The sequence below is a fragment of the Sphingomonas sp. 35-24ZXX genome (assembly GCF_000786215.1).
GTDB lineage: Bacteria > Pseudomonadota > Alphaproteobacteria > Sphingomonadales > Sphingomonadaceae > Blastomonas.
The window spans coordinates 272,684-291,292 of record NZ_JROG01000007.1; the positions used below are offsets into that span (position 1 = coordinate 272,684).

General features: G+C 65.4%; 17 protein-coding genes. 9 read left to right on the forward strand and 8 right to left on the reverse strand.

Annotation, left to right across the window (positions count from 1 at the left end):
- Positions 1-58: 58 nt before the first annotated feature.
- The 3 genes from LI72_RS14370 to LI72_RS14380 form a co-directional block, all read right to left on the reverse strand.
- Entirely contained in the window at positions 59-1,282 is a 1,224-nt protein-coding gene (locus LI72_RS14370; protein WP_033926615.1) for an efflux RND transporter periplasmic adaptor subunit, read from the reverse strand.
- A 326-nt stretch (positions 1,283-1,608) separates the two neighbouring features.
- A complete protein-coding gene (locus tag LI72_RS14375; RefSeq protein ID WP_033926616.1) occupies positions 1,609-1,878 on the reverse strand; it encodes a GlsB/YeaQ/YmgE family stress response membrane protein in 270 nt (89 codons plus the stop codon).
- Between the two features lie 158 nt (positions 1,879-2,036).
- Positions 2,037-3,083, reverse strand: coding sequence for a hypothetical protein (locus LI72_RS14380; RefSeq protein WP_052129876.1), 1,047 nt, complete (start codon positions 3,081-3,083; stop codon positions 2,037-2,039).
- A 67-nt stretch (positions 3,084-3,150) separates the two neighbouring features.
- Here LI72_RS14380 and LI72_RS14385 point away from each other — a divergent pair, with 67 nt between their 5' ends.
- The 3 genes from LI72_RS14385 to LI72_RS14395 all read left to right on the forward strand — a co-directional run bounded on the left by LI72_RS14385 (position 3,151) and on the right by LI72_RS14395 (position 5,526).
- Positions 3,151-4,335 (forward strand): aspartyl/asparaginyl beta-hydroxylase domain-containing protein, encoded by a 1,185-nt coding sequence (locus LI72_RS14385; protein ID WP_033926617.1) that lies wholly within the window; start codon positions 3,151-3,153, stop codon positions 4,333-4,335.
- Between the two features lie 159 nt (positions 4,336-4,494).
- Positions 4,495-4,785, forward strand: coding sequence for a hypothetical protein (locus LI72_RS14390; RefSeq protein ID WP_052129878.1), 291 nt, complete (start codon positions 4,495-4,497; stop codon positions 4,783-4,785).
- A gap of 66 nt (positions 4,786-4,851) precedes the next feature.
- Complete coding sequence (locus tag LI72_RS14395; protein ID WP_033926618.1) at positions 4,852-5,526, forward strand: spermidine synthase; 675 nt, start codon at positions 4,852-4,854, stop codon at positions 5,524-5,526.
- A 23-nt stretch (positions 5,527-5,549) separates the two neighbouring features.
- On the opposite strand, the gene LI72_RS14400 is transcribed toward LI72_RS14395, so the two are convergent.
- The gene (locus tag LI72_RS14400) at positions 5,550-6,779 is read right to left on the reverse strand and encodes a Coenzyme F420 hydrogenase/dehydrogenase, beta subunit C-terminal domain (RefSeq protein ID WP_033926699.1); all 1,230 of its coding nucleotides are present in this window, start codon (positions 6,777-6,779) and stop codon (positions 5,550-5,552) included.
- A gap of 167 nt (positions 6,780-6,946) precedes the next feature.
- Between LI72_RS14400 and LI72_RS14405 the strand changes: the two genes are divergently transcribed.
- The 4 genes from LI72_RS14405 to LI72_RS14420 are packed head-to-tail and all read left to right on the forward strand — an operon-like array spanning position 6,947 to position 11,244.
- The gene (locus LI72_RS14405) at positions 6,947-7,282 is read left to right on the forward strand and encodes an STAS domain-containing protein (RefSeq protein WP_033926700.1); all 336 of its coding nucleotides are present in this window, start codon (positions 6,947-6,949) and stop codon (positions 7,280-7,282) included.
- A 47-nt stretch (positions 7,283-7,329) separates the two neighbouring features.
- Entirely contained in the window at positions 7,330-8,304 is a 975-nt protein-coding gene (locus tag LI72_RS14410; RefSeq protein ID WP_033926619.1) for an MBL fold metallo-hydrolase, read from the forward strand.
- Positions 8,279-10,357, forward strand: a complete 2,079-nt coding sequence (locus tag LI72_RS14415) for a CHASE2 domain-containing protein (protein WP_033926620.1) — start codon at positions 8,279-8,281, stop codon at positions 10,355-10,357. The genes LI72_RS14410 and LI72_RS14415 overlap by 26 nt, the downstream gene beginning before the upstream one ends.
- 14 nt (positions 10,358-10,371) lie before the next feature.
- On the forward strand, positions 10,372-11,244 hold the full coding sequence (locus tag LI72_RS14420) for an HpcH/HpaI aldolase/citrate lyase family protein (protein WP_033926621.1): 873 nt from the start codon (positions 10,372-10,374) through the stop codon (positions 11,242-11,244).
- Positions 11,245-11,248: 4 nt separating this feature from the next.
- Here the strand turns inward: LI72_RS14420 and LI72_RS14425 are convergent, their stop codons facing one another.
- The gene (locus LI72_RS14425) at positions 11,249-11,413 is read right to left on the reverse strand and encodes a DUF2256 domain-containing protein (RefSeq protein ID WP_017669924.1); all 165 of its coding nucleotides are present in this window, start codon (positions 11,411-11,413) and stop codon (positions 11,249-11,251) included.
- A gap of 98 nt (positions 11,414-11,511) precedes the next feature.
- Between LI72_RS14425 and LI72_RS14430 the strand changes: the two genes are divergently transcribed.
- Complete coding sequence (locus LI72_RS14430; RefSeq protein WP_033926622.1) at positions 11,512-13,122, forward strand: amidase; 1,611 nt, start codon at positions 11,512-11,514, stop codon at positions 13,120-13,122.
- A 226-nt stretch (positions 13,123-13,348) separates the two neighbouring features.
- On the opposite strand, the gene LI72_RS14435 is transcribed toward LI72_RS14430, so the two are convergent.
- Entirely contained in the window at positions 13,349-14,860 is a 1,512-nt protein-coding gene (locus LI72_RS14435) for an alkaline phosphatase (protein WP_033926623.1), read from the reverse strand.
- 143 nt (positions 14,861-15,003) lie between these two features.
- Between LI72_RS14435 and ppc the strand changes: the two genes are divergently transcribed.
- A complete protein-coding gene (ppc, locus tag LI72_RS14440; RefSeq protein WP_033926624.1) occupies positions 15,004-17,706 on the forward strand; it encodes a phosphoenolpyruvate carboxylase in 2,703 nt (900 codons plus the stop codon).
- A gap of 15 nt (positions 17,707-17,721) precedes the next feature.
- On the opposite strand, the gene LI72_RS14445 is transcribed toward ppc, so the two are convergent.
- Together LI72_RS14445 and LI72_RS14450 are read right to left on the reverse strand one after the other, a co-directional pair.
- Positions 17,722-18,132, reverse strand: coding sequence for a hypothetical protein (locus LI72_RS14445; protein ID WP_197051919.1), 411 nt, complete (start codon positions 18,130-18,132; stop codon positions 17,722-17,724).
- A gap of 51 nt (positions 18,133-18,183) precedes the next feature.
- Positions 18,184-18,609 (reverse strand): hypothetical protein, encoded by a 426-nt coding sequence (locus LI72_RS14450; protein ID WP_156139624.1) that lies wholly within the window; start codon positions 18,607-18,609, stop codon positions 18,184-18,186.

An 18,609-nucleotide genomic window follows, 5' to 3' on the forward strand; every position in this document is an offset into this window, starting at 1 on the left:
GCCGCTTTCGACAATCGGCAGGGCGGGAACGACGCATCGGTCACCCCGCAGATGCCTTTCAGCCGCGTTTGGCACCCTGGATCTGCGGGCGCACCGTCTCGCCAGGATTGAGGAAGCCGCCTGCGAAGAGCACGACGCGTTCCTTGCCGGTGATCCCGCTGGCGATGGCAATGCCGCGTGCGGTGACCGTGCCAGTGGTGACATCGCGCCGCTCCACCTTGTTGTCCTTGCCGACAACATAGACATAGCTGCCCTTGTCATCGCTGAGCACGGCCGATTCGGGCAGCACCGGCGATTGCGACGAGCCGCTGACCACTGCAGCGCTGGCAAAGCCGCCAGGCCGCAGCGCCTTGTCATAGCCCAGCGCAATCCGCGCGATGCCCTGGCGCGAGGTTTCGTTGATGATCGGGGCGACCTGCCACACCTGACCGGTAAAGGTCTTGGCGGTGCCGACCGGACGGACCTCGGCACGGACGCCGACGCTCAAGGCTGCCAGATCCGCCTCGCCCATCTGCGCGCGCAGCTCCATTTCGCCGCGCGCGGCCATGCGGAACAGCACGCCGCTGCCCGCGCCAACCACTTGGCCAGGTTCGACATTGCGCTCGAGCACGAGGCCGGCTTCGGGCGCGCGAATGTTCAGGCGGCCGTTGCGCGCCTGCGCCTCGCGCAGCTGCGCCTGAGCCACCTCGACCCGCGCCACGGCGGCATCGCGCGTTGCCCGGCGGCGATCGACATCGGCCTTGGAAATGAAGCCGCGACCGACCAGCTGCAGCGCGCGGTCCAGTTCGTTCTGCGCCAGCACGGCGTCTGCCTGGCTGACCTGGATCTGAGCAGCGAGCGAACGCGCCTGCTGGCTCTGCACGTCCTGATCGATGATCGCGAGCACCTGCCCGGTCTTCACCCAATCGCCGGGCTGGACGAGCACGCGGACCACCTGCCCGCCTTCGCCCGCGATGCCGATCGGCATTTCGCGGCGGGCGGCGAGCGTTCCGGTGGCGTTGATCACCCGTTCGACCGAGCCGGAGCCAGGCACGATCACGGTGACTGCGGGAGCCTGCGAGTCGGTGCCGCCGGCGCCGGCCTTGGCGGCCTCGCTGGCTGCGGTCTCGGAATCTCCGCCAAAGAAATAGACGCCCGCTGCGATCAGCAATGCCAAGGCAATGATTACCCCGATGATCGTGTTGCGTCGCCGCGTCTTCGCAGCGGTATCGACGTCCGATCCGTAAAGGTCTTCGCTACGTGCGGTGATCGTGTCGCCGCCAAAGCTCGATTCGTAATTCATTGCCAGATTCCGTCCAAACCACGCCGCCCTGTCACTCGATGAGTCCCCGGATCAGCCGCGCATCCGCGCCGCGCCCGCCCATCGGCAAAGGACTTTCCCCCATACCCGTGCTGTTGCACCGGGAGAAGTTCATGGCACTGTGTTATCTAATTAAGTCACCGCGCGCAAGCCATAATGCTGCGCCGCACCGGGCGTCTCTAGACGGTGTCACAGCCAATGGCAATTTCAGCTCGGCACACGGGCGTGCAAAAAGGGGAGCGCCGACCCTTCGGTCGACGCTCCCCTTGGTGCGACGGAAAAGTGTCTTGCCGGTGCGGCGTGACCTTTTAGCGTGCGCGGCCGCGCTGGATGAAGTTGACGATCGCCAGCAGTACCACCGCGCCGATGAACGAGTTCAGCAGCGTCAGCGGATCGAACGCGTCGGCGCGCAGGCTGCCGCCGCCGATCAGTCCACCGAACAGGAAGCGACCCAGGACCGATCCCACGCAACCGACCACGACGTTCCAGAGAATGCCCATCTGAGCATCACGGTTCATCACCTTGCTGGCCAGCCAGCCCATGATGCCGCCCATGATCAGCGCCAGAATCAAACCCATATTGTCCTCCTGTTTTGCCCGATGTCCGCGTTCCGGTCATCATGGCAGCAGGTACGGCAGAGCGACGAAACGGTTCCAAGCTGCGGCAGGCGAATGGCGAGGTTATTGCGCTATTTTACAAGGCACCCAGTACGCGCCGCCACCGGGGCTGGGTCTGCTCAGGCGACGAGCGGGTACGGCAGGTCGATCGCAATGGCGTTCACCCGCGCCACTTCCAGTGCCCAGAGGTGCACCTTGTCGATCTCATCGCCATGAGCGCGCCGCGCAAAGTCCTGCTCGTCCGCGCGATCCTCCATCGTGAACGCCTGGCCGAACTTCGAATGGCTGGTGAGCGCGGGATTGGCGAGCAGCGCCGCCTGCAGGTCGGAAGTCAGCCCGAGTCCGAAATGCCGGGCGAGCGCCAGCAGGCCCGCGGGCTTGTCCTGCGTCAGCGTTTCGCTGTCGAGTGTCGCCACGCGCTGCGGCCCCAACTGGCGCGCAATCTGGCCGAACAGGCGATGCTGCACCAGCCAGCCCAGCGCTGCGATCTGCAGGTCGCTCTGCCGGAAAAGATCGGCCGGGCCGAACCCCATCTCGACCATGCCTTCGCGCAATTGCCCCTCGAGAAGCTCGCGCGCCCACAGCCGGCACCACAGCCCCTTGCGCGCCACCGAGGCGAGGAACACCGGCAGCGGCGCATAAAGCAGCAGCGCCCGGCTTTCTGGTCGCAGCGCCATCGCCGCGCCGATCAGCGGATTGAAGATGTTGGACGGCTTGACCACCACGGCTTCGTCGGGGCCGAAGGGGCGTTGCAGCAGGGCGAGCGATGCATCGAGCACGGCCGCCACCTGTCGCCGGTCGGCCCCGCGCCAGCGCCAGCCCATCAGATCGTTGCACAGCATCGGCTCTGACAGGCCCATCGCCAGCCCCGGGACGTCGAGCGCCCGCACCAGCATGGTCGAGGCGCAGAAGGCGGAATGGAACACGAAATGCAGTGGCGCGCGCCCTGCCCCTGCCGCCAGCGCCTCTGGCCGCGGCACCGGCACGATACGCGTCGCTTCGCCCAGATACTCGTCCGTCAGAAAGGTCGCCTTGCGGTGCTGCTCGCGCGCGACATGCCGGAACTGGAACGCATCCATGGCGGGATCATAGCGGTGAGCATGCCAGTGCGGATCGCGCACCATCGCGGCCTTGTCGCCAGCGAAATCGGGGCCGGTTTCGGTCATGGCGGCGATCCTTGCCAATCCCCCGGCGGCGTGGCAAGCAGGACGTGGTCGGGGGACTCAACACCATATGTCAGTGACAGCACAGAATGATCCGGTTGCGTTGAACAGCGCCGGGATGGTCGCGCTGCGCGAAGGGCGTTTCGGCGACGCGGCGCGCGCCTTCGATGCGGCGGTTCGGGCCGATCCTGCCGCCACCGCGCTCTGGCGCAACCTCGCGACCGCCCGCCGCGCGCTGGGCGATGATGCGGGCGAGATTGCCGCGATCGACGCTGCGATCGACATCGATCGGCGCGACTTCATGGCCTGGTTGCGCAAGGCTGAGGCGCACCAGCGGCTGGGCGATGATCCCCGCGCGCTTGCCGCCTGGCAGGCCGTGCTCCAGCTGGCGGCACATATCGATCCGCTGCCGGAAGCGCTGGTGCCCGTGCTGGCGGCCGGTCGTGACTTTTGCATCGCCTGCACACGGACCATCGAATATCAGGTCGCCGAAGCCCTCGGCGATTTTTCGGCCAATCTGCCGCTGCCTGCCGCCAGGCGCGCCCGCACATTTGTCGATGCCGCGCTGGGCAAGCGCAAGATCTACGTCAACGAGTGCAACGGCCTGTGCTATCCGTTCCTGCCGGCCGACGAGTTCTTCGACGAAGCCCATTTCCCCTGGTTTGCCGAGATCGAGGCGCGGACCAGCCTGATCCGCGACGAGATGCTGGCGCTGCTCGCCGATTCTGGCGACGCGCTGCGCCCGTATGTGCGGATGGAGAAAGGCGCGCCGCAAAGCAAATGGTCCCCGCTCGACCAATCACTCGCCTGGGGCGCGTGCTTCCTGTGGGAATATGGCAGGCCCAACCCCGCGGTGCTCGATCGCTGCCCCGCCACCGCCAGAGCACTGGCCTCCATCCCGCAGAGCCATATTCCCGGGCGAGCCCCAACCGCCTTCTTTTCCATTCTGAAGCCGCGCACGCATATCCCCGCGCACACAGGCGTGACCAATACCCGGGCCATCATTCACCTGCCGCTGTTGGTGCCCGATGGCTGCAGCTTCCGCGTCGGCGGGGAAACGCGGCAGTGGCAGGTCGGCAAGGCCTTTGCCTTTGATGACACCATCGAGCACGAAGCCTGGAACAACAGCGACGAAATGCGCGCCGTGCTGATCTTCGATGTCTGGAACCCGCATCTTAGTTCCGAAGAGCAGGCGATCATCGCGGGCTATTTCGAGGCTGCCGATGCGAGCGGCTTCAACACCAACCTCGATTGATTTCGCACCAGCGCGCAAAAATTACTGTTTGTTTCAATATACCGGCATGATACGCTTGCGTTGTTAAGACGGGTGCTCTGTGATTCCTTCCACGGCAGCATCGACGGGTAAGCGGCACGGCTTTTCAAAGCCTGCCAAGACGGGGATGGACAACACATCATGAAGAAATCTGCACTGATCCTGGCCGCCGCAGCATCGTGTCTGTGGATGCCGCTCGCCACGACCAGCGTCCACGCCAAGGATGCCGCAGCCGACGGCGATGCGCAAACCGAGGACAACAAGATCCGCTGCCGCAAGATCGAGGTCACCGGTTCGCTGGTCAAGAAGACCAAGGTCTGCAAGACGGTCGCCGAATGGCGCCAGATCAGCGCCAAGGGCAACCAGAATGTCCGCGATCTGGTCGAATCCGGGCAGGTCTGCGCCGGTGGCCCGATGTGCACGGGCGGCTGATCGCCGGATTTTCTCCGCCATCTTGCTGCTGCCCTGCCCTGCTGATGCTGCACTGAGCGCATCAGCATGATCCCGCGCGAACTGCTGGCGACTGCCCATGTCCCGGGCGGCGGCGACCCCCTGCGCCTGATCCGCAGAGGTACCGAATACTCGATCATGCTCGGCGCAAACGAGCTGATGAACAGCCGCTTGAGCGGATCGGAAGAGGCGATGAGCCGGCTCGCGCAGGCGTGTATCGCAGGCGTGGCTGCTCCCCGCGTGCTGATCGGCGGGCTGGGGATGGGGTTTACGTTGCGCGCCGGGCTGGAAGCGTTCGGCCCCAAGACATCGATCGATGTCGCCGAACTGGTCCCTGAAATCGTCGATTGGGCCCGCGGGCCGATGGCGCATCTGCACGCGGGCACGCTGGACGACCCCCGGGTCACGATCTGTGTCACCGATGTCGGCCAGCTGATTCGCGCCGCGCCCGCACGGTATGACGCGATCCTGCTGGACGTCGACAACGGCCCCGATGGCCTTTCGCGCGAGGGCAATGACGCGTTGTACACCGCCAGCGGGCTGAACCAGGCGCGCGCGGCGCTCCGCCCCGGCGGGGTGCTGGTGGTCTGGTCCAGTGGCCCGGATGCCCGGTTTACCGCAAGACTGCGCAAGGCAGGATTTGCGGTCCGGGAAGAGATCGTTCGTGCCCGCACCACCGGCGGGGGCGCGCGGCACACGATCTGGCTCGCCATGCACGACTGACCGAGCAAGCGTTCCCCGGCAGATCAGGGCAAAGCGTCGATATCGGTCGGCAATCTGGATCGCTCGCCCGGCAGCGGCTCGACCCCGTAACGCTTGACCAGCGCCCAGACATGATCGGGGATCATCGATTTCATCTTGGCCGGCGCTGAGCGGCGCAGGTGCAGCACTGTCTCGATCGCCTTCATCTCGACCCGCGCGCGGGCGAACTCGACCCCGCGCGGACCGACGCGGGGCATCAGCCAGCCGAAAATGCCGCGCAGGATGTTGGGCATGCGCCGCAGCGGCAGCCCTCCGGCCGCACGCTCGGTATTGGCCAGGAACCCCTTGACCGGCCCGGCGCGATTGCCCGCGCTGGTGACGTCCCGGGTCCGCAGATCATCCCCGAGCAACCCGATCAGTTCCTCGCCGCGCTCGTTGCGAACGACCAGCCACTGCTTGCCGCCGCCTGCCATATAGCCGATCGTGATATCGGCCAGCACGTTGGTGTAATCGACACAGGTGCGGCAGGTGAGCGGAAAGAAATCCCCCGGAAGATCGGCAATCGGCAGCTTGAGAAACGGAATTTCCTGCACCCGTCCATCGTCGAAGCGCAGTTCGACATGATAATCGGAACGGAATTCGAGATAGCTGATCGTCTCCGGCTGCTCCGACAACAGTCCCAGAAACAGATGGAAATTCTCGGTCGTGGTGTTGTCCGCGCAAGGGGTGCCGATGACGTAGATCCGCTCGAACTCCAGCTCGTCCTCGAGCGCGCGCAGCGCGTGAACCTGGCAAGGTATGCCGATCAGCGCGATCCGGCGGTGCCCGGCATCGCGCGCGGGCTCGAGCAGCGCGAGCAGCGGGGCATAGCCCATCCGCATCCCGCGCACCGACGCCATGTCCTGCGCGCGGGTGATCAGCACCGGCGTGGGCCGCCAGCGATCCTCCGGGTCCGGTCCGATCGCCAGCACGGCATCGACCGCGCCGGTTTCGAGCAACCGTTCACCGATCCGGGTGACGATGCCCGTCCACTGCGCGCCGGGCGACGGCTTGATCATCTCGGCCGCGACCATGCGGCGGAAGGGACCGAAGAACAGCTCATCGGGCCGCTCGGGATCGCGCGCACGACCTTGCACCTTGCGCTCGAGCGCTTCGTAATCGGGCTTGATGAACTGGCACGCGCGCCCGCACGCCTTGGGGTCGCTGCTGCGCGAGATACCGCAATCGGTACACAGGCTGCGCGGGACGGCCGGTGGGAATTCCCCGGTCGTCACGCGATTCCGACTTTGCGGCCCCGTGTCCATCCTCTTGTCTTACCCCTTTTTCCGCTTTTCGACAAATAATCGCTGATTCGTAAAGCCTTTAACGGCAATGCGCAGGGGTAACTTCACACTGCCGCAATTTGTCGCTACGTTGATTCATCATGCGAAAGGCAGAAGACATGCAATGGTCCAGCACCCAGCAACAGGGTTGCATTGTTGCGAGCCCCGATGGCCGCGTTGACGAGGCCACCGCCGAAGCATTTACCGAACATCTGGCGAGCAGCGTGACCCTGGCCGCCGAGGCACCGGGCCGCAAGCTGATCATCGATTTTTCCGGACTGGATTACATGTCGTCGCGCGGCCTTAGGGCGCTGACCTTGGCCAAGCGCCAGGCCGATGCGGCAGGGGTCGCCATGGCATTGGCGCGTCCCAACGAAGTGATGCGGGAAATTCTGGCCATCAGCCGCTATGACAAGCTGTTTGCTGTCACCGAAAGCATAGAGGCAGCCATCTAGAACGTCGCATCGGGGGACGGCAAGGCGCAGTCAAATGGGGGGATAGGATGCTGGTCCGGTTCTGGGGAACGCGCGGATCGCTGCCAGTGGCGGCGACCGCGTCTGTCGTGCAGGAGAAAGTGGCGCAGGCCCTGCTGGCCGCATCGGGCCGCAGCTTTGCCGACATCGAGGAAGCGCGCAGCTTCGCGCGCAACGACCTGGACTTTGCCACCAGCAGCACCTTTGGCGGCGCCACCACCTGCGTCGAGATCGAGGCGGGCGATCCGGATGCGGGAGACGCCTACATCATCTGCGACATGGGCAGCGGGCTGCGCGGCTTCGGGCTGGACGCGATGCGCCGCTGCGCGCAGGGCCACGCGCGGGTCTATCATTTCTTCATGTCGCACCTGCACTGGGACCATATCATGGGCTTCCCGTTCTTCGTGCCCGCGTTCGACCCCAATGCGCACATCATCATCCATTCGGGCCATGAGGATGCCGAGACCGCGCTGCGCCGCCAGCAGGAGGAAATCTCCTTCCCGGTCGCGTTCGACTGGCTGCGCGCCAGAATCGAGTTCCGCACGCTGAAGACCGGCGAGACCTATCAGATCGGCGCGGTGCAGGTCGAAATGATGGAGCAGCATCATTCGCACACTAGCTTCGGCTATCGCTTTACCGATGCCGCCGGCAAGGTCGCGGTGTTCAGCACCGACAGCGAGCACAAGATGGAGAAGATGGAGGGCGAGGCAGACGTCGAGCAGTTCTTCCGCGAGGCCGACCTTGTCATCTGCGACACGATGTATTCGCTCGCCGACAGCGTCTCGATGAAGGAGGACTGGGGCCATTCGAGCAACATCGTCGCCATCGACCTGTGCCATGGCGGCCGCGCGAAACGGCTGGCGCTGTTCCACCACGAACCGGTCTATTCGGATGCCGATATCGCGCGGATGCACGCCGAAAGCGTCCGCTACGAGGAACTGACCCGCGAGCATGCTCCGCTGGAGGTGCTGTGCGCCTATGACGGCCTTGAAGTCTCCCTCTAGATCCATTGTCATTGCGCGCCCGTCGCGCAGCCTGTGGCTGGCCGCGCTTGGCGGCTTTGTGCTGGCCGGGCTGCTGAGCCTGGCGCTGGGCGATCGCGAACAGAATGCGGTGTTCGATGGCTGGCAACGGTTGGCCCCGCGCTCGATGGCCGACAGCAACGTGCGTGTCGTCGCGATCGGCGAGGAAAGCCTCGATGTCATCGGCAGCTGGCCCTGGCCGCGCAGCGTGCTCGCGACCATGACCCGGCGGCTGACCGAAGGCGGCGCGGCGGCGATCGGGTTCGACATCCTGTTCGTCGAACCCGACGCGGTCAGCCCGACGCGATTCTCGCGGCTTTATGCGCCCACCGATCCTGCCATCCAGGCATGGATCGAACGCTTGGAAAGCCAGGATGGCGATTTTTCGGATGCGATCAGCACCGCGCCGGTCGTGCTCGGTCGCGCCGGGGTGACGCTGGGCGGGGCCGATCCTGCGACGCTGACCCAATGGGCGACGATCACCGGCACTCCGCCTGCCAGCCTGCCGCGCTACCCGGTGGTGCAGACCAATCTGGAAGCGCTCGAATCGCGTGCGCCGGGCTTTGGCATGCTCAACGGCACGCCTGATTCCGATGGTGTGGTGCGCGCCGTTCCGCTGGTGCTGAAAACCGGCGAGGCCCTGGTCCCGGGGCTGGCGCTGGAAATGGTGCGCGTCACACTGGAGCAGCGCACGGGAGTCGATCCCGAGATCAGGATGACGCCCGGCAAGGTCACGATCGGCAAGCGCGCGATCCCGGTGGATGACCGCGGCCGGATGCGGCTGCACTTTGCCCAGATACCCGATGCGCATGTCTATTCCGCGATCGAGATCATGTCGGAAAGCTTCGACCTGGCGCAGCTCGAGGACAAGATCGTCGTCATCTCGCTCACCGCCGAAGGGTCGCCCGATATCGTCGCCACGCCGCTCGGCGCGGAGATGTTCGGCGTGCTGGTCCAGGCGCAGGCCGCCGATGCGATCAGCCGCGGCGGCTGGCTGGTCCGTCCGGGCTGGAGCCAGGCGGCCGAATGGCTGACAGGTGTGCTGCTCGCTCTGGTTCTGCTGCTGGCGTCGACTGCGCCGGGGCGTGGTCGCGCAAGCTGGCTGGTGCTGCTGGGATCGGCGTGCGCCTTGCCGCTGGCGAGCTGGCTGCTGTTCCGCCTGGGGGACATCCTGTTCGATCCCGTCCGCCCGCTGCTGCTGGGCACCGGCAGCGTATTGGCGGTATCCGCCGCGCTGTTCAGCGAGGCGCGGCGCGAGCGGGCGGCGTTGCGCGATGCACAGAACCGCAGCGAAGGTGAGCTGGATGCCGCGCGCTCGATCCAGCTGGGCATGCTGCCCGACCGCGCGGCGCTGGCGAGGCTCGATCCGCGCATCGACATCGCCGCGCAGCTGGAAGCGGCCAAATCGGTGGGCGGCGATTTCTACGACATCATCCGGCTGGACGCAGACCGCATCGTGATCCTGATCGCCGACGTCACCGGCAAGGGCGTGCCGGCCGCGCTGTTCATGGCGCTGTCCAAGGCCCTGGCACGCAGCGTCATGCTGCGCAGGCCCGGAGGCCTTGCTGACACCGCAGCCCTGCTCAACGAGGAACTGATGCGCGACAGCGGCGATGCCTTGGGCCTGACCATGCTGCTGGGCATCATCGATCTTGCCACCGGGCGGGTGGAGATGGTCAATGCCGGGCACGACAACCCCTTGCGCATCGCCACCGACGGCACGGTGATCGAAGAAGCGATGGAGGGCGGCCCGCCCTTCTGCATCATGGACTATCCCTGGCCCGCCGAAGCGCTGGTGTTGCAGCCCGGCGAAGCTTTGGTGCTGATCACCGACGGCGTGACCGAGGCGCAGAACCGGCAGGAACAGCTGTTCGGCAACCAGCGCACCCGTGATGCGCTGACCGCCGATCAGTCGAGCGCGGCGGCGATGGTCGCCAGCCTGCGCGGGGCGGTGCGCCGATTTGAAGACGGCACCGACGCCAGCGACGACCTCACCGTGGTTGCCTTCCGCTATCTGGGTGCTAATCCCGCCTGATCACAGGAGGACCCATGTTCGACACCGCACGACCCCGGCGCAGCGCGCTCTACATGCCCGCCTCCAATCCGCGCGCGCTGGCCAAGGCGCGCAGCCTGCCCGCCGATGTCATCATCCTCGATCTGGAAGACGCGGTCGCGCCCGAAGCCAAGGAAAGCGCGCGCGAGGCCGCGATTGCAGCAGCGGCCGAAGGCGGTTTCGCGCATCGCGAACTGATCATCCGCATCAACGCGCTCGACACGCCCTGGGGCAAGGATGATCTTGCCGCCGTCGTGCATGCCGATGTCGACGGGGTTCTGATCCCCAAGGTCAGCCGCCCGTCCGACATCACCGCCTGCAACGCGGCGCTGGCCGACGCGCCTTCGCGGCTGAAGCTGTGGGCGATGATCGAGACCTGCGCGGTAATTCCGCATCTCGACGCGCTGGCAGCGCTCGGCGGGTCAACGCGGCTGTCGACCTTCGTGATGGGGGTCAATGATCTCGCCAAGGAAATGCGCGCGAAGCTGACGCCCGAGCGGACGCCCTTCCTCCCGATCCTCACCCTGACAGTGGCTGCGGCGCGCGCGCATGGCGTGGCCGTGCTCGACGGGGTGTGCAACGAGTTCCGCGATCTGGATGTGTTCGAAGCCGAAGCGCGGCAGGGGCTGACGTTCGGGTTCGACGGCAAGACGCTGATCCACCCCGATCAGATCGCCCCGTGCAACGCGGTGTTCTCGCCGAGCGAAGACGAGCTCGCCTGGGCCAACGCGGTGATTGCCGCGTTCGCGCTGCCCGAAAATGCCGGCAAGGGTGCGATCCGGGTCGAGGGCCGGATGGCCGAACTGCTGCATCTGGAGCAGGCGCACCAGCAGGTCGCGATCGCGCAAGCGATCACCGCGCAAGGCTAGACGCTCAGCCCGCCCGGTTCTTGCGCCGCAAGTCACCCTTGCAGCGCTCCGAGCATGTTTTCACATTGTCCCAGTCGCGCTCCCATTTCTTGCGCCAGGCAAAGGGGCGCCCGCACGCCTCGCAGGTCTTTTCGGGCAGGTTCGACTTGGTGTAGCGTTTCTCGGGCATGGCGGCGATATGGGCGCGGGCAAGCCGGGCCGCCAGAGGCATCGCAAAAATCGCACGCCCCATCTTGCCCGGCGACCGGCGCGCGCTATCGTGGCCGGATGCGCACCCTTGCCCTGGCTCTCGCCGCCCTCACCCCGCTTGCCGCCCCGGCTCCGCTATTCGCCCAGACCGAGCAGGTCATGGTGGATGTCGAGGAGAAATCGATTTCCGAACTCGCCGCGATGCTGAACTCGGGCAAGGTCACCAGCGAGCAGCTGGTCCAGGCCTATATTGACCGGATCGGCCGGATCGACGAGGATCGCAGCGTCGGGCTCAACAGCGTCATCGCCGTCATGTTCGATGCGCCGAGCGAAGCACGCAAGCTCGACGAAGAGCGCAAGGCCGGAAAGCTGCGCGGACCGCTGCATGGCATCCCGATCCTGATCAAGGACAATATCGAGGCGAAGGGCCCCATCCCCACCACCGCCGGATCGACGGCCCTGCTCGCCAATGTGACCGACCGCGATGCGCCCTTGGTCGCGCGTTTGCGCGCGGCGGGCGCGATCATCCTGGGCAAGACCAACCTGTCGCAATGGGCCAACATCCGCTCGAACGATTCGGTCAGCGGCTGGTCGAGCGTCGGCGGGCTGGTGAAGAATCCGTACGCGCTCGACCGCAATTCCTGCGGTTCGTCCTCGGGCAGCGGCGCTGCTGCTGCTGCGAGCCTGGCGGCAGCGACCATCGGCACCGAGACCGATGGCTCGATCATCTGCCCCTCGTCGATCAATGGACTGGTCGGCTTCAAGCCCACGCTTGGCCTTGTCTCGCGCACCCACGTGATTCCGATCAGCCACAGCCAGGATACCGCCGGGCCGATGGCGCGCTCGGTCACCGATGCCGCGCTGGTACTGACCGCGCTCGCCGGGACCGATCCCGCCGACCCTGCCACCGCAGAGGCAGACGCGCGCAAGACCGATTATGCCGGAGGCCTCTCGCCCGATTATCTCAAGGGCGTGCGCATCGGCGTGCTCACCGACCGCAAGGGTGGCAATGCCCGCGTCCATGCCGCGTTCGACGCCGCGCTGGAAAAGCTCAAGGCCGCAGGCGCGGTGCTGGTCGAGATCAAGGACAGCCGCACCGGGCTGGAGGGGCTGGGCGAGGCCGAATTCAAGGTGCTGATGGTCGAGCTCAAGGCCGATCTCAACGCCTATCTCGCGACCACGCCCCCCGAGGTCACGGCGCGCACGCTCAAGGACGTGATCGCGTTCAACACCGCAAACGCCGCGACCGAACTCGCCTGGTTCGACCAGTCACTGTTCGACCTGGCCGAAAGCCAGAAGGGGCTGGACGATCCCGAATACAAGGAGGCGCTGGCCAAATCCAAGCGCCTCGCCGGAGCGGAAGGCATCGACAAGCTGCTGAAGGCGCACGATGTCCGCTTCCTCGTCGGCCCCAGCAACGCACCCGCCTGGGTCAGCGATCTGGTCAATGGCGATCACAGCATCGGCCCGAGCCAAAGCCAGATGCCCGCCGTCGCCGGCTATCCGCACATCACCGTTCCGATGGGATATGTCGCCGGGCTACCGGTCGGCCTGTCGATCATCGGCGGCCAGTGGCAGGATCATGATGTGATCAAGGCGGGCTACGCGTTCGAGCAGGCGAGCAAGGCTCGCGTCGCGCCGGGCTATGCGCCGCGGGCGGACGCGGTGGCGGACCCGATCGGGCGCTGACCCTCTCCCCTCCCTTGGGAAAACATGGTCCGGGTTCGCCTCTCCCTTGATGGGAGAGGCAGCGAGACTTGGCAGCTTGCTGCCTTAGTCGCAGCGGTGAGGGTGACGGTTCTGCTAGGCGCCAACTCCGCAGTATCTCACCCTCGACGCAATCTGGAGCCCTCACCCCCACCCAACCCTCCCCCATCGAGGGGGAGGGCTTTAGCGGCGGGAGGGGAGAATGCGATTAAAGCCCCAATATGTGCTTTGCGATGTGATAGATGCTGTGCTGCTCGATCGTGCCGTGGAACAGGTGCGCCTGGGGGCCGGCTGCTTTCAGCACCACATCCTCGCCGCCATGCGTTTCGCCTGAGGTCGGAACGGTCGCCTGCTGCAGATAGTTCAGCGCTTCGGTGTCTTCCTGCGAGGGATCGTTGCGCGGCTCGTTGACCTTCGCGCCGGGACCGTTGGCATAGCCCAGAGTCGTGTAGGGCTTGCCGTCCTTGGCGTTGACCGCTTCGCCGTCCTCGGTCACGCTGGCGAGGCCGAAGATCGAGGTGCCGCGCGGCGGATAGCCTGCGATGGTGAAGACATGGCTGTGATCGGCGGTGACCAGCACCAGGGTCTCGTCAAGATTGACCTTCTCAAGCGCCTTGGCGATCGCCGCGTCGAACGCAACCGTATCATCCAGCGCGCGGTGCGCGTTGCCGCCATGATGGGCATGGTCGATGCGACCACCTTCGACCATCAGCACATAGCCCTGTTCCGACTTCGCCAGCTTGTCGATCGCCAGCGCGGTCATGTCAGCCAGCGAAGGCTCGCCCGCCTTGTCGCCTGCGCGATCGGCCTCGAACTGCATGTGGCTGGGTTCGAACAGGCCCAGCACCGGAGCGTCACTGCCAGCATCGATCGCCCCGAACTGCGCTGCGTTCCAGATATACTGGCCCTTGGGATGGCGCTTCTTCCACTCGGCAATCAGGTCGCGACCGTCGGTGCGGTTGCCCTTCTTGTCAGCATATTCGGGATCGGTCTGGTCCTTGGGCGTGAACGCGGTGCGCCCTCCGCCCAGCACCAGCTTGAGCTGGCTCGCCTGTGGCCATTCGACCAGCTGGCGCGCGATATCGCGGCAACTGACGCCTTCGGGCAGTTCGCTGTTGCTTTCCCAGTTGCGATCGACGCTGTGGGCATAAGCCGATGCCGGGGTCGCGTGCGTGATCCGTGCGGTGGAAATGAGGCCCAGAGCCTTGCCCGCGCTGCCCGCCTGTTCGAAGATGGTCGGCACGTCCTTGCCTGCGGCGGTCTCGCACTTGCCGCGCAACGCGGCGGGCGCGACCGAGAGCATGCCCGAACGGGTCTTGGTGCCGGTGACCAGGGCGGTCGCGGTGGCCGCGGAATCGGCGACCTGAAAGTCATGGCTGTACGTCTTGACCAGCGCCGAGAAGGGCAGCGCATCGATCGCGGTCTCGTTCGATTCCCCATCGCGTCCGGCCTTCTGCCCCTGCCAGATGCGCCCCGCGGTCAGCGTGCTGACGCCCATGCCGTCGCCGATGAAGATGATGAGATTCTTCGCCTTGCCGGTGCGCGCCTGCATCGCCAGCCGCGCCTGCAGCTGCGCCTGGCCCTGCGCGGTGTAATCGGCGGCCGTCTGCTCGCCACGCTCCTTGTCGGGAGCGGCCTCCTTGGGGGCGTTGTGCTGGGCCATCACCGGCGCTGCCCAGAGAGCGGAAAGGCACAGCAAGGCGGCAAGCGGACGGTTCATTCGAGGTCTCCTTCAACAGCCCCGCCGCTCTGTCACGAACCCGTGACAAATTCGAGACTTTTTCCCATCCGTCCTTTGCAAACGATTGCATAGACGCCACGGACACCCTTGACCTCAGGATTTTTGCAGCGCAGCATAGGCACATGGCCGACTTTGACACCGCTTCCCCCGCCCCTATCAGCCAGAACCCCGACATCCGCTATCTGGGCCGGATATTGGGCGACGTCATCCGCGCCTATGGCGGCGAGAAGCTGTTCCGTCAGACCGAATACATCCGTTCGGCGAGCGTCGACCGGCACCGCGGCGTCGCCGGGGCCGACGGCATCGATACCGGGCTGGATTCGCTCAACCTCGACGACACGCTGGCCTTCGTGCGCGGTTTCATGCTGTTTTCAATGCTCGCCAACCTCGCCGAGGACCGGCAGGGCGTGGCGCAGGAGTCCGGCGCGACGCTGGCAGAGGCGGTGGAGCGGCTGCGTGCTCATGGCGTCAGCGATTCGGCGATCACCGATCTGCTCGATCACAGCCTGATCGTGCCCGTGCTGACCGCGCACCCCACAGAGGTGCGGCGCAAGTCGATGATCGACCACAAGAACCGCGTCGCCGATCTGTTGAAGATGAAGGATGCCGGGCTTGCCGAAACGCCCAGCGGCGACCGGATCGACGAGGCGCTGCACCGCCAGATCGCCTTGCTGTGGCAGACGCGGCCGCTGCGCCGCGAGCGGCTGTTCGTCGCCGACGAGGTGGAGAACGCGCGCGCCTATATGCAGGACGTGTTCCTGCCGGTGCTGCCGATGCTCTATGCCCGCTGGGAGCGCGTGCTGGGCCACCGCCCGCCGGCGTTCCTGCGGCTGGGCAGCTGGATCGGCGGCGATCGCGATGGCAACCCGTTCGTCACTGCCGATGCGCTGCGCCATGCGCTGGGGCGGCAGGCGGAAACCGCGCTGGTGCATTATCTCGATGGCGTGCACGCCCTGGGTCAGGATCTGTCCATCGCCACCGGCCTGTCGGATACCCCGCAAGAGGTGCTCGCGCTGGCCGAAAAGAGCGGCGACAACGCGCCGAGCCGCGCCGACGAGCCTTATCGGCGGGCGCTGGCCGGAATCTATGCGCGACTGTGCGCCACGCATGTCGCACTCACCTCCAAGCAGCCGCCGCGACCCTCCGCGCTTGCGGGGGAGGCCTATGCCAGCCCCGGCGAACTGCGCTACGACCTGGCCGTGCTGGCCAATGGCCTGGCGCATGACGGCGCGGGCATGCTGGCGAGCGGCGGCGCGCTCGGGCGGCTGATCCGCACGGTCGAGATCTTCGGCTACCATCTGGCGACGCTCGATCTGCGCCAGAACAGCGACGTGCACGAACGCGTGGTGAGTGAACTGCTCAAGGTCGCGGGCGTGTGCGCCGATTATGCCGCGCTCGACGAGGCGGCGCGCATCGCGCTGCTGCGCGCCGAGCTCGGCCATGGCCGTCTGTTGCTCAACCGCTGGCACGACTACAGCGAGGAAACCGCCAAGGAACTCGCCATCATCGAGGCCGCTGCCCGCGCACACGCGATGTACGGCCCGCAATCGATCACTGCCTACAACATCAGCAAGGCCGAGAGCGTGTCCGACATGCTCGAGGTCAATCTGCTGCTCAAGGAAGCGGGCCTGTACCGCCCGGGCGAGGCCCCCGGCGCGGTGGCCCAGGCTGCGATCATGGCGGTCCCGCTGTTCGAGACGATCGGCGACCTCGAAAACGCGCCGCAGATCATGCGCGCCTATTTTGCGCTGCCCGAAATCGCAGGCCTGGTGAAGGCGCGCGGCTATCAGGAGGTGATGGTCGGCTATTCGGACAGCAACAAGGATGGCGGCTATCTCACCTCCACCTGGAGCCTAAACCATGCCAGCCGCGCGCTGGCCAAGGTGTTTGCCGACGCCGGCATCGCGATGCAGCTGTTCCACGGGCGCGGCGGCGCCGTAGGACGCGGCGGCGGATCGAGCTTTGCCGCGATCCGTGCGCAGCCCAAGGGGACGGTGCAGGGCCGCATCCGCATCACCGAACAGGGCGAGGTCATCGCCGCCAAATACGGCACGGTGGAAAGCGCCGAGCTGAACCTCGAGGCGATCACCTCGGCCGCGCTGATTGCGACGCTCGACCATGACGGGGTGAGCGAAAGCGACGAGGCGCGCTTTGCCGCGGCGATGGACATGATCTCGCGCGATGCCTTCCGCGCATATCGCGACCTGGTCTACGGCACCGAGGGCTTCAACCAGTTCTTCCGCGCCGCCACCCCGATCAGCGAGATCGCCGACCTCAAGATCGGATCGCGCCCCGCCAGCCGCTCCAAGAGCCAGCGGATCGAGGATCTGCGCGCCATTCCCTGGGTGTTCAGCTGGGCGCAGGCGCGCATCATGCTGCCGGGATGGTACGGCGTCGGCCAGGCTTTGGGCGGCTTTGCCGACAAGGGGCTGCTTGCCAGCATGGCGCAGGGCTGGCCGTTCTTCCAGGCGCTGCTCGGCAATATGGAGATGGTGCTCGCCAAGTCCGACATGGGCATCGCGCGCCATTATGCCGGACTGGTGCCCGACGAAGCCCTGCGCGAGATGGTGTTCGGCCAGATCACATCAGGCTGGAACGCGGCGCACGACAATTTGCTGAGCATCACCGGCCAATCGCGGCTGCTGGCGGACAATCCCGCGCTCGACACCTCGATCCGCCTGCGGCTGCCCTATATCGAGCCATTGAACCTGCTGCAGATCGAACTGATCAAGCGCCACCGCGCAGGCGAGACCGACGAGCGGATCCCTGAGGGCATCCAGCTGTCGATCAACGCCATTGCCACGGCACTGAGGAACAGCGGGTGATGTCTGCTGAAAGCATTACCTGACCTGGAAGCTGCCCCGACCATGCGGGTAGACTATCCTCTTTGCGCCGATAACCGCTTGCGCCGCGTCGCGCCAGCGATCGAGCTCGGAAATGTCGGCATCAATGTCTTCGGGGTAGAGATAGGTGACGCGCACCTCCTTGCCCCGGATGAGACAATGCATTTCGGCCCACCGGCAACCTAAGGGCTCCATTGCCCAGAGCTCGATCAGGGTATCGCGATACTTGTCATAATCCGGCTGACCAAAGGCGATATAGCTGCCCCGATCCACGAAACGCGCAATACTGATGTATCGGCTTTCCACCGCGGCAACCATCAGCGTGCCCAGGGGACTGAAACTTGTCTCCGCACGCAGCGTTGATGCAAGATCGCTGAGCAGATCGGCCTTCCAGCGCCTGGAGCTCACATTCCACATTGCCGCTGCCTATCGTTCAGTATGCAATGCCTTGGCTGTCATTTAGCGCATTTTTGTGCGCCAACCGGACCGCGGAAGGTTTTCAGCGTCGCTGGGCATCGGCGGATATTTGATTGGATAATCCCCGAAATAGGAAATGACAAAGGACTCTCGGTCATCATACGGCAGCTGATCTTCGGGCACATCTTGTGGATAAACAATATTCGATGATGCCCCTCCATCCTTGATGAAAATTTCTATCCCTAGCGGCACCTTTTCAGGCGGCGGCACGAACCTCAAATCGTTCAAAAGCATTACATTCACGTTTTCCTGCTTATCGACAGAGATATATTCGACAAATCGATTTCTTCCGACGTAGACAGAATAACCGACCCCGCCAAAAAGATCAGCTAGAACGAGAATTCCTCTATTATCTTCGCCATGCCTCCTCAAGAGGTTGCACGCGACGTCGTGAATGATGTCAGCCAT

Coding starts and splice junctions, on each gene's coding strand:
- LI72_RS14370 (WP_033926615.1), bottom strand. CDS start 1,282: ATGAATTACGAATCGAGCTTTGGCGGCGACACGATCACCGCACGTAGC.
- LI72_RS14375 (WP_033926616.1), bottom strand. CDS start 1,878: ATGGGTTTGATTCTGGCGCTGATCATGGGCGGCATCATGGGCTGGCTG.
- LI72_RS14380 (WP_052129876.1), bottom strand. CDS start 3,083: ATGACCGAAACCGGCCCCGATTTCGCTGGCGACAAGGCCGCGATGGTG.
- LI72_RS14385 (WP_033926617.1), top strand. CDS start 3,151: ATGTCAGTGACAGCACAGAATGATCCGGTTGCGTTGAACAGCGCCGGG.
- LI72_RS14390 (WP_052129878.1), top strand. CDS start 4,495: ATGAAGAAATCTGCACTGATCCTGGCCGCCGCAGCATCGTGTCTGTGG.
- LI72_RS14395 (WP_033926618.1), top strand. CDS start 4,852: ATGATCCCGCGCGAACTGCTGGCGACTGCCCATGTCCCGGGCGGCGGC.
- LI72_RS14405 (WP_033926700.1), top strand. CDS start 6,947: ATGCAATGGTCCAGCACCCAGCAACAGGGTTGCATTGTTGCGAGCCCC.
- LI72_RS14410 (WP_033926619.1), top strand. CDS start 7,330: ATGCTGGTCCGGTTCTGGGGAACGCGCGGATCGCTGCCAGTGGCGGCG.
- LI72_RS14415 (WP_033926620.1), top strand. CDS start 8,279: ATGACGGCCTTGAAGTCTCCCTCTAGATCCATTGTCATTGCGCGCCCG.
- LI72_RS14420 (WP_033926621.1), top strand. CDS start 10,372: ATGTTCGACACCGCACGACCCCGGCGCAGCGCGCTCTACATGCCCGCC.
- LI72_RS14425 (WP_017669924.1), bottom strand. CDS start 11,413: ATGCCCGAGAAACGCTACACCAAGTCGAACCTGCCCGAAAAGACCTGC.
- LI72_RS14430 (WP_033926622.1), top strand. CDS start 11,512: ATGCGCACCCTTGCCCTGGCTCTCGCCGCCCTCACCCCGCTTGCCGCC.
- LI72_RS14435 (WP_033926623.1), bottom strand. CDS start 14,860: ATGAACCGTCCGCTTGCCGCCTTGCTGTGCCTTTCCGCTCTCTGGGCA.
- ppc (WP_033926624.1), top strand. CDS start 15,004: ATGGCCGACTTTGACACCGCTTCCCCCGCCCCTATCAGCCAGAACCCC.
- LI72_RS14450 (WP_156139624.1), bottom strand. CDS start 18,609: ATGGCTGACATCATTCACGACGTCGCGTGCAACCTCTTGAGGAGGCAT.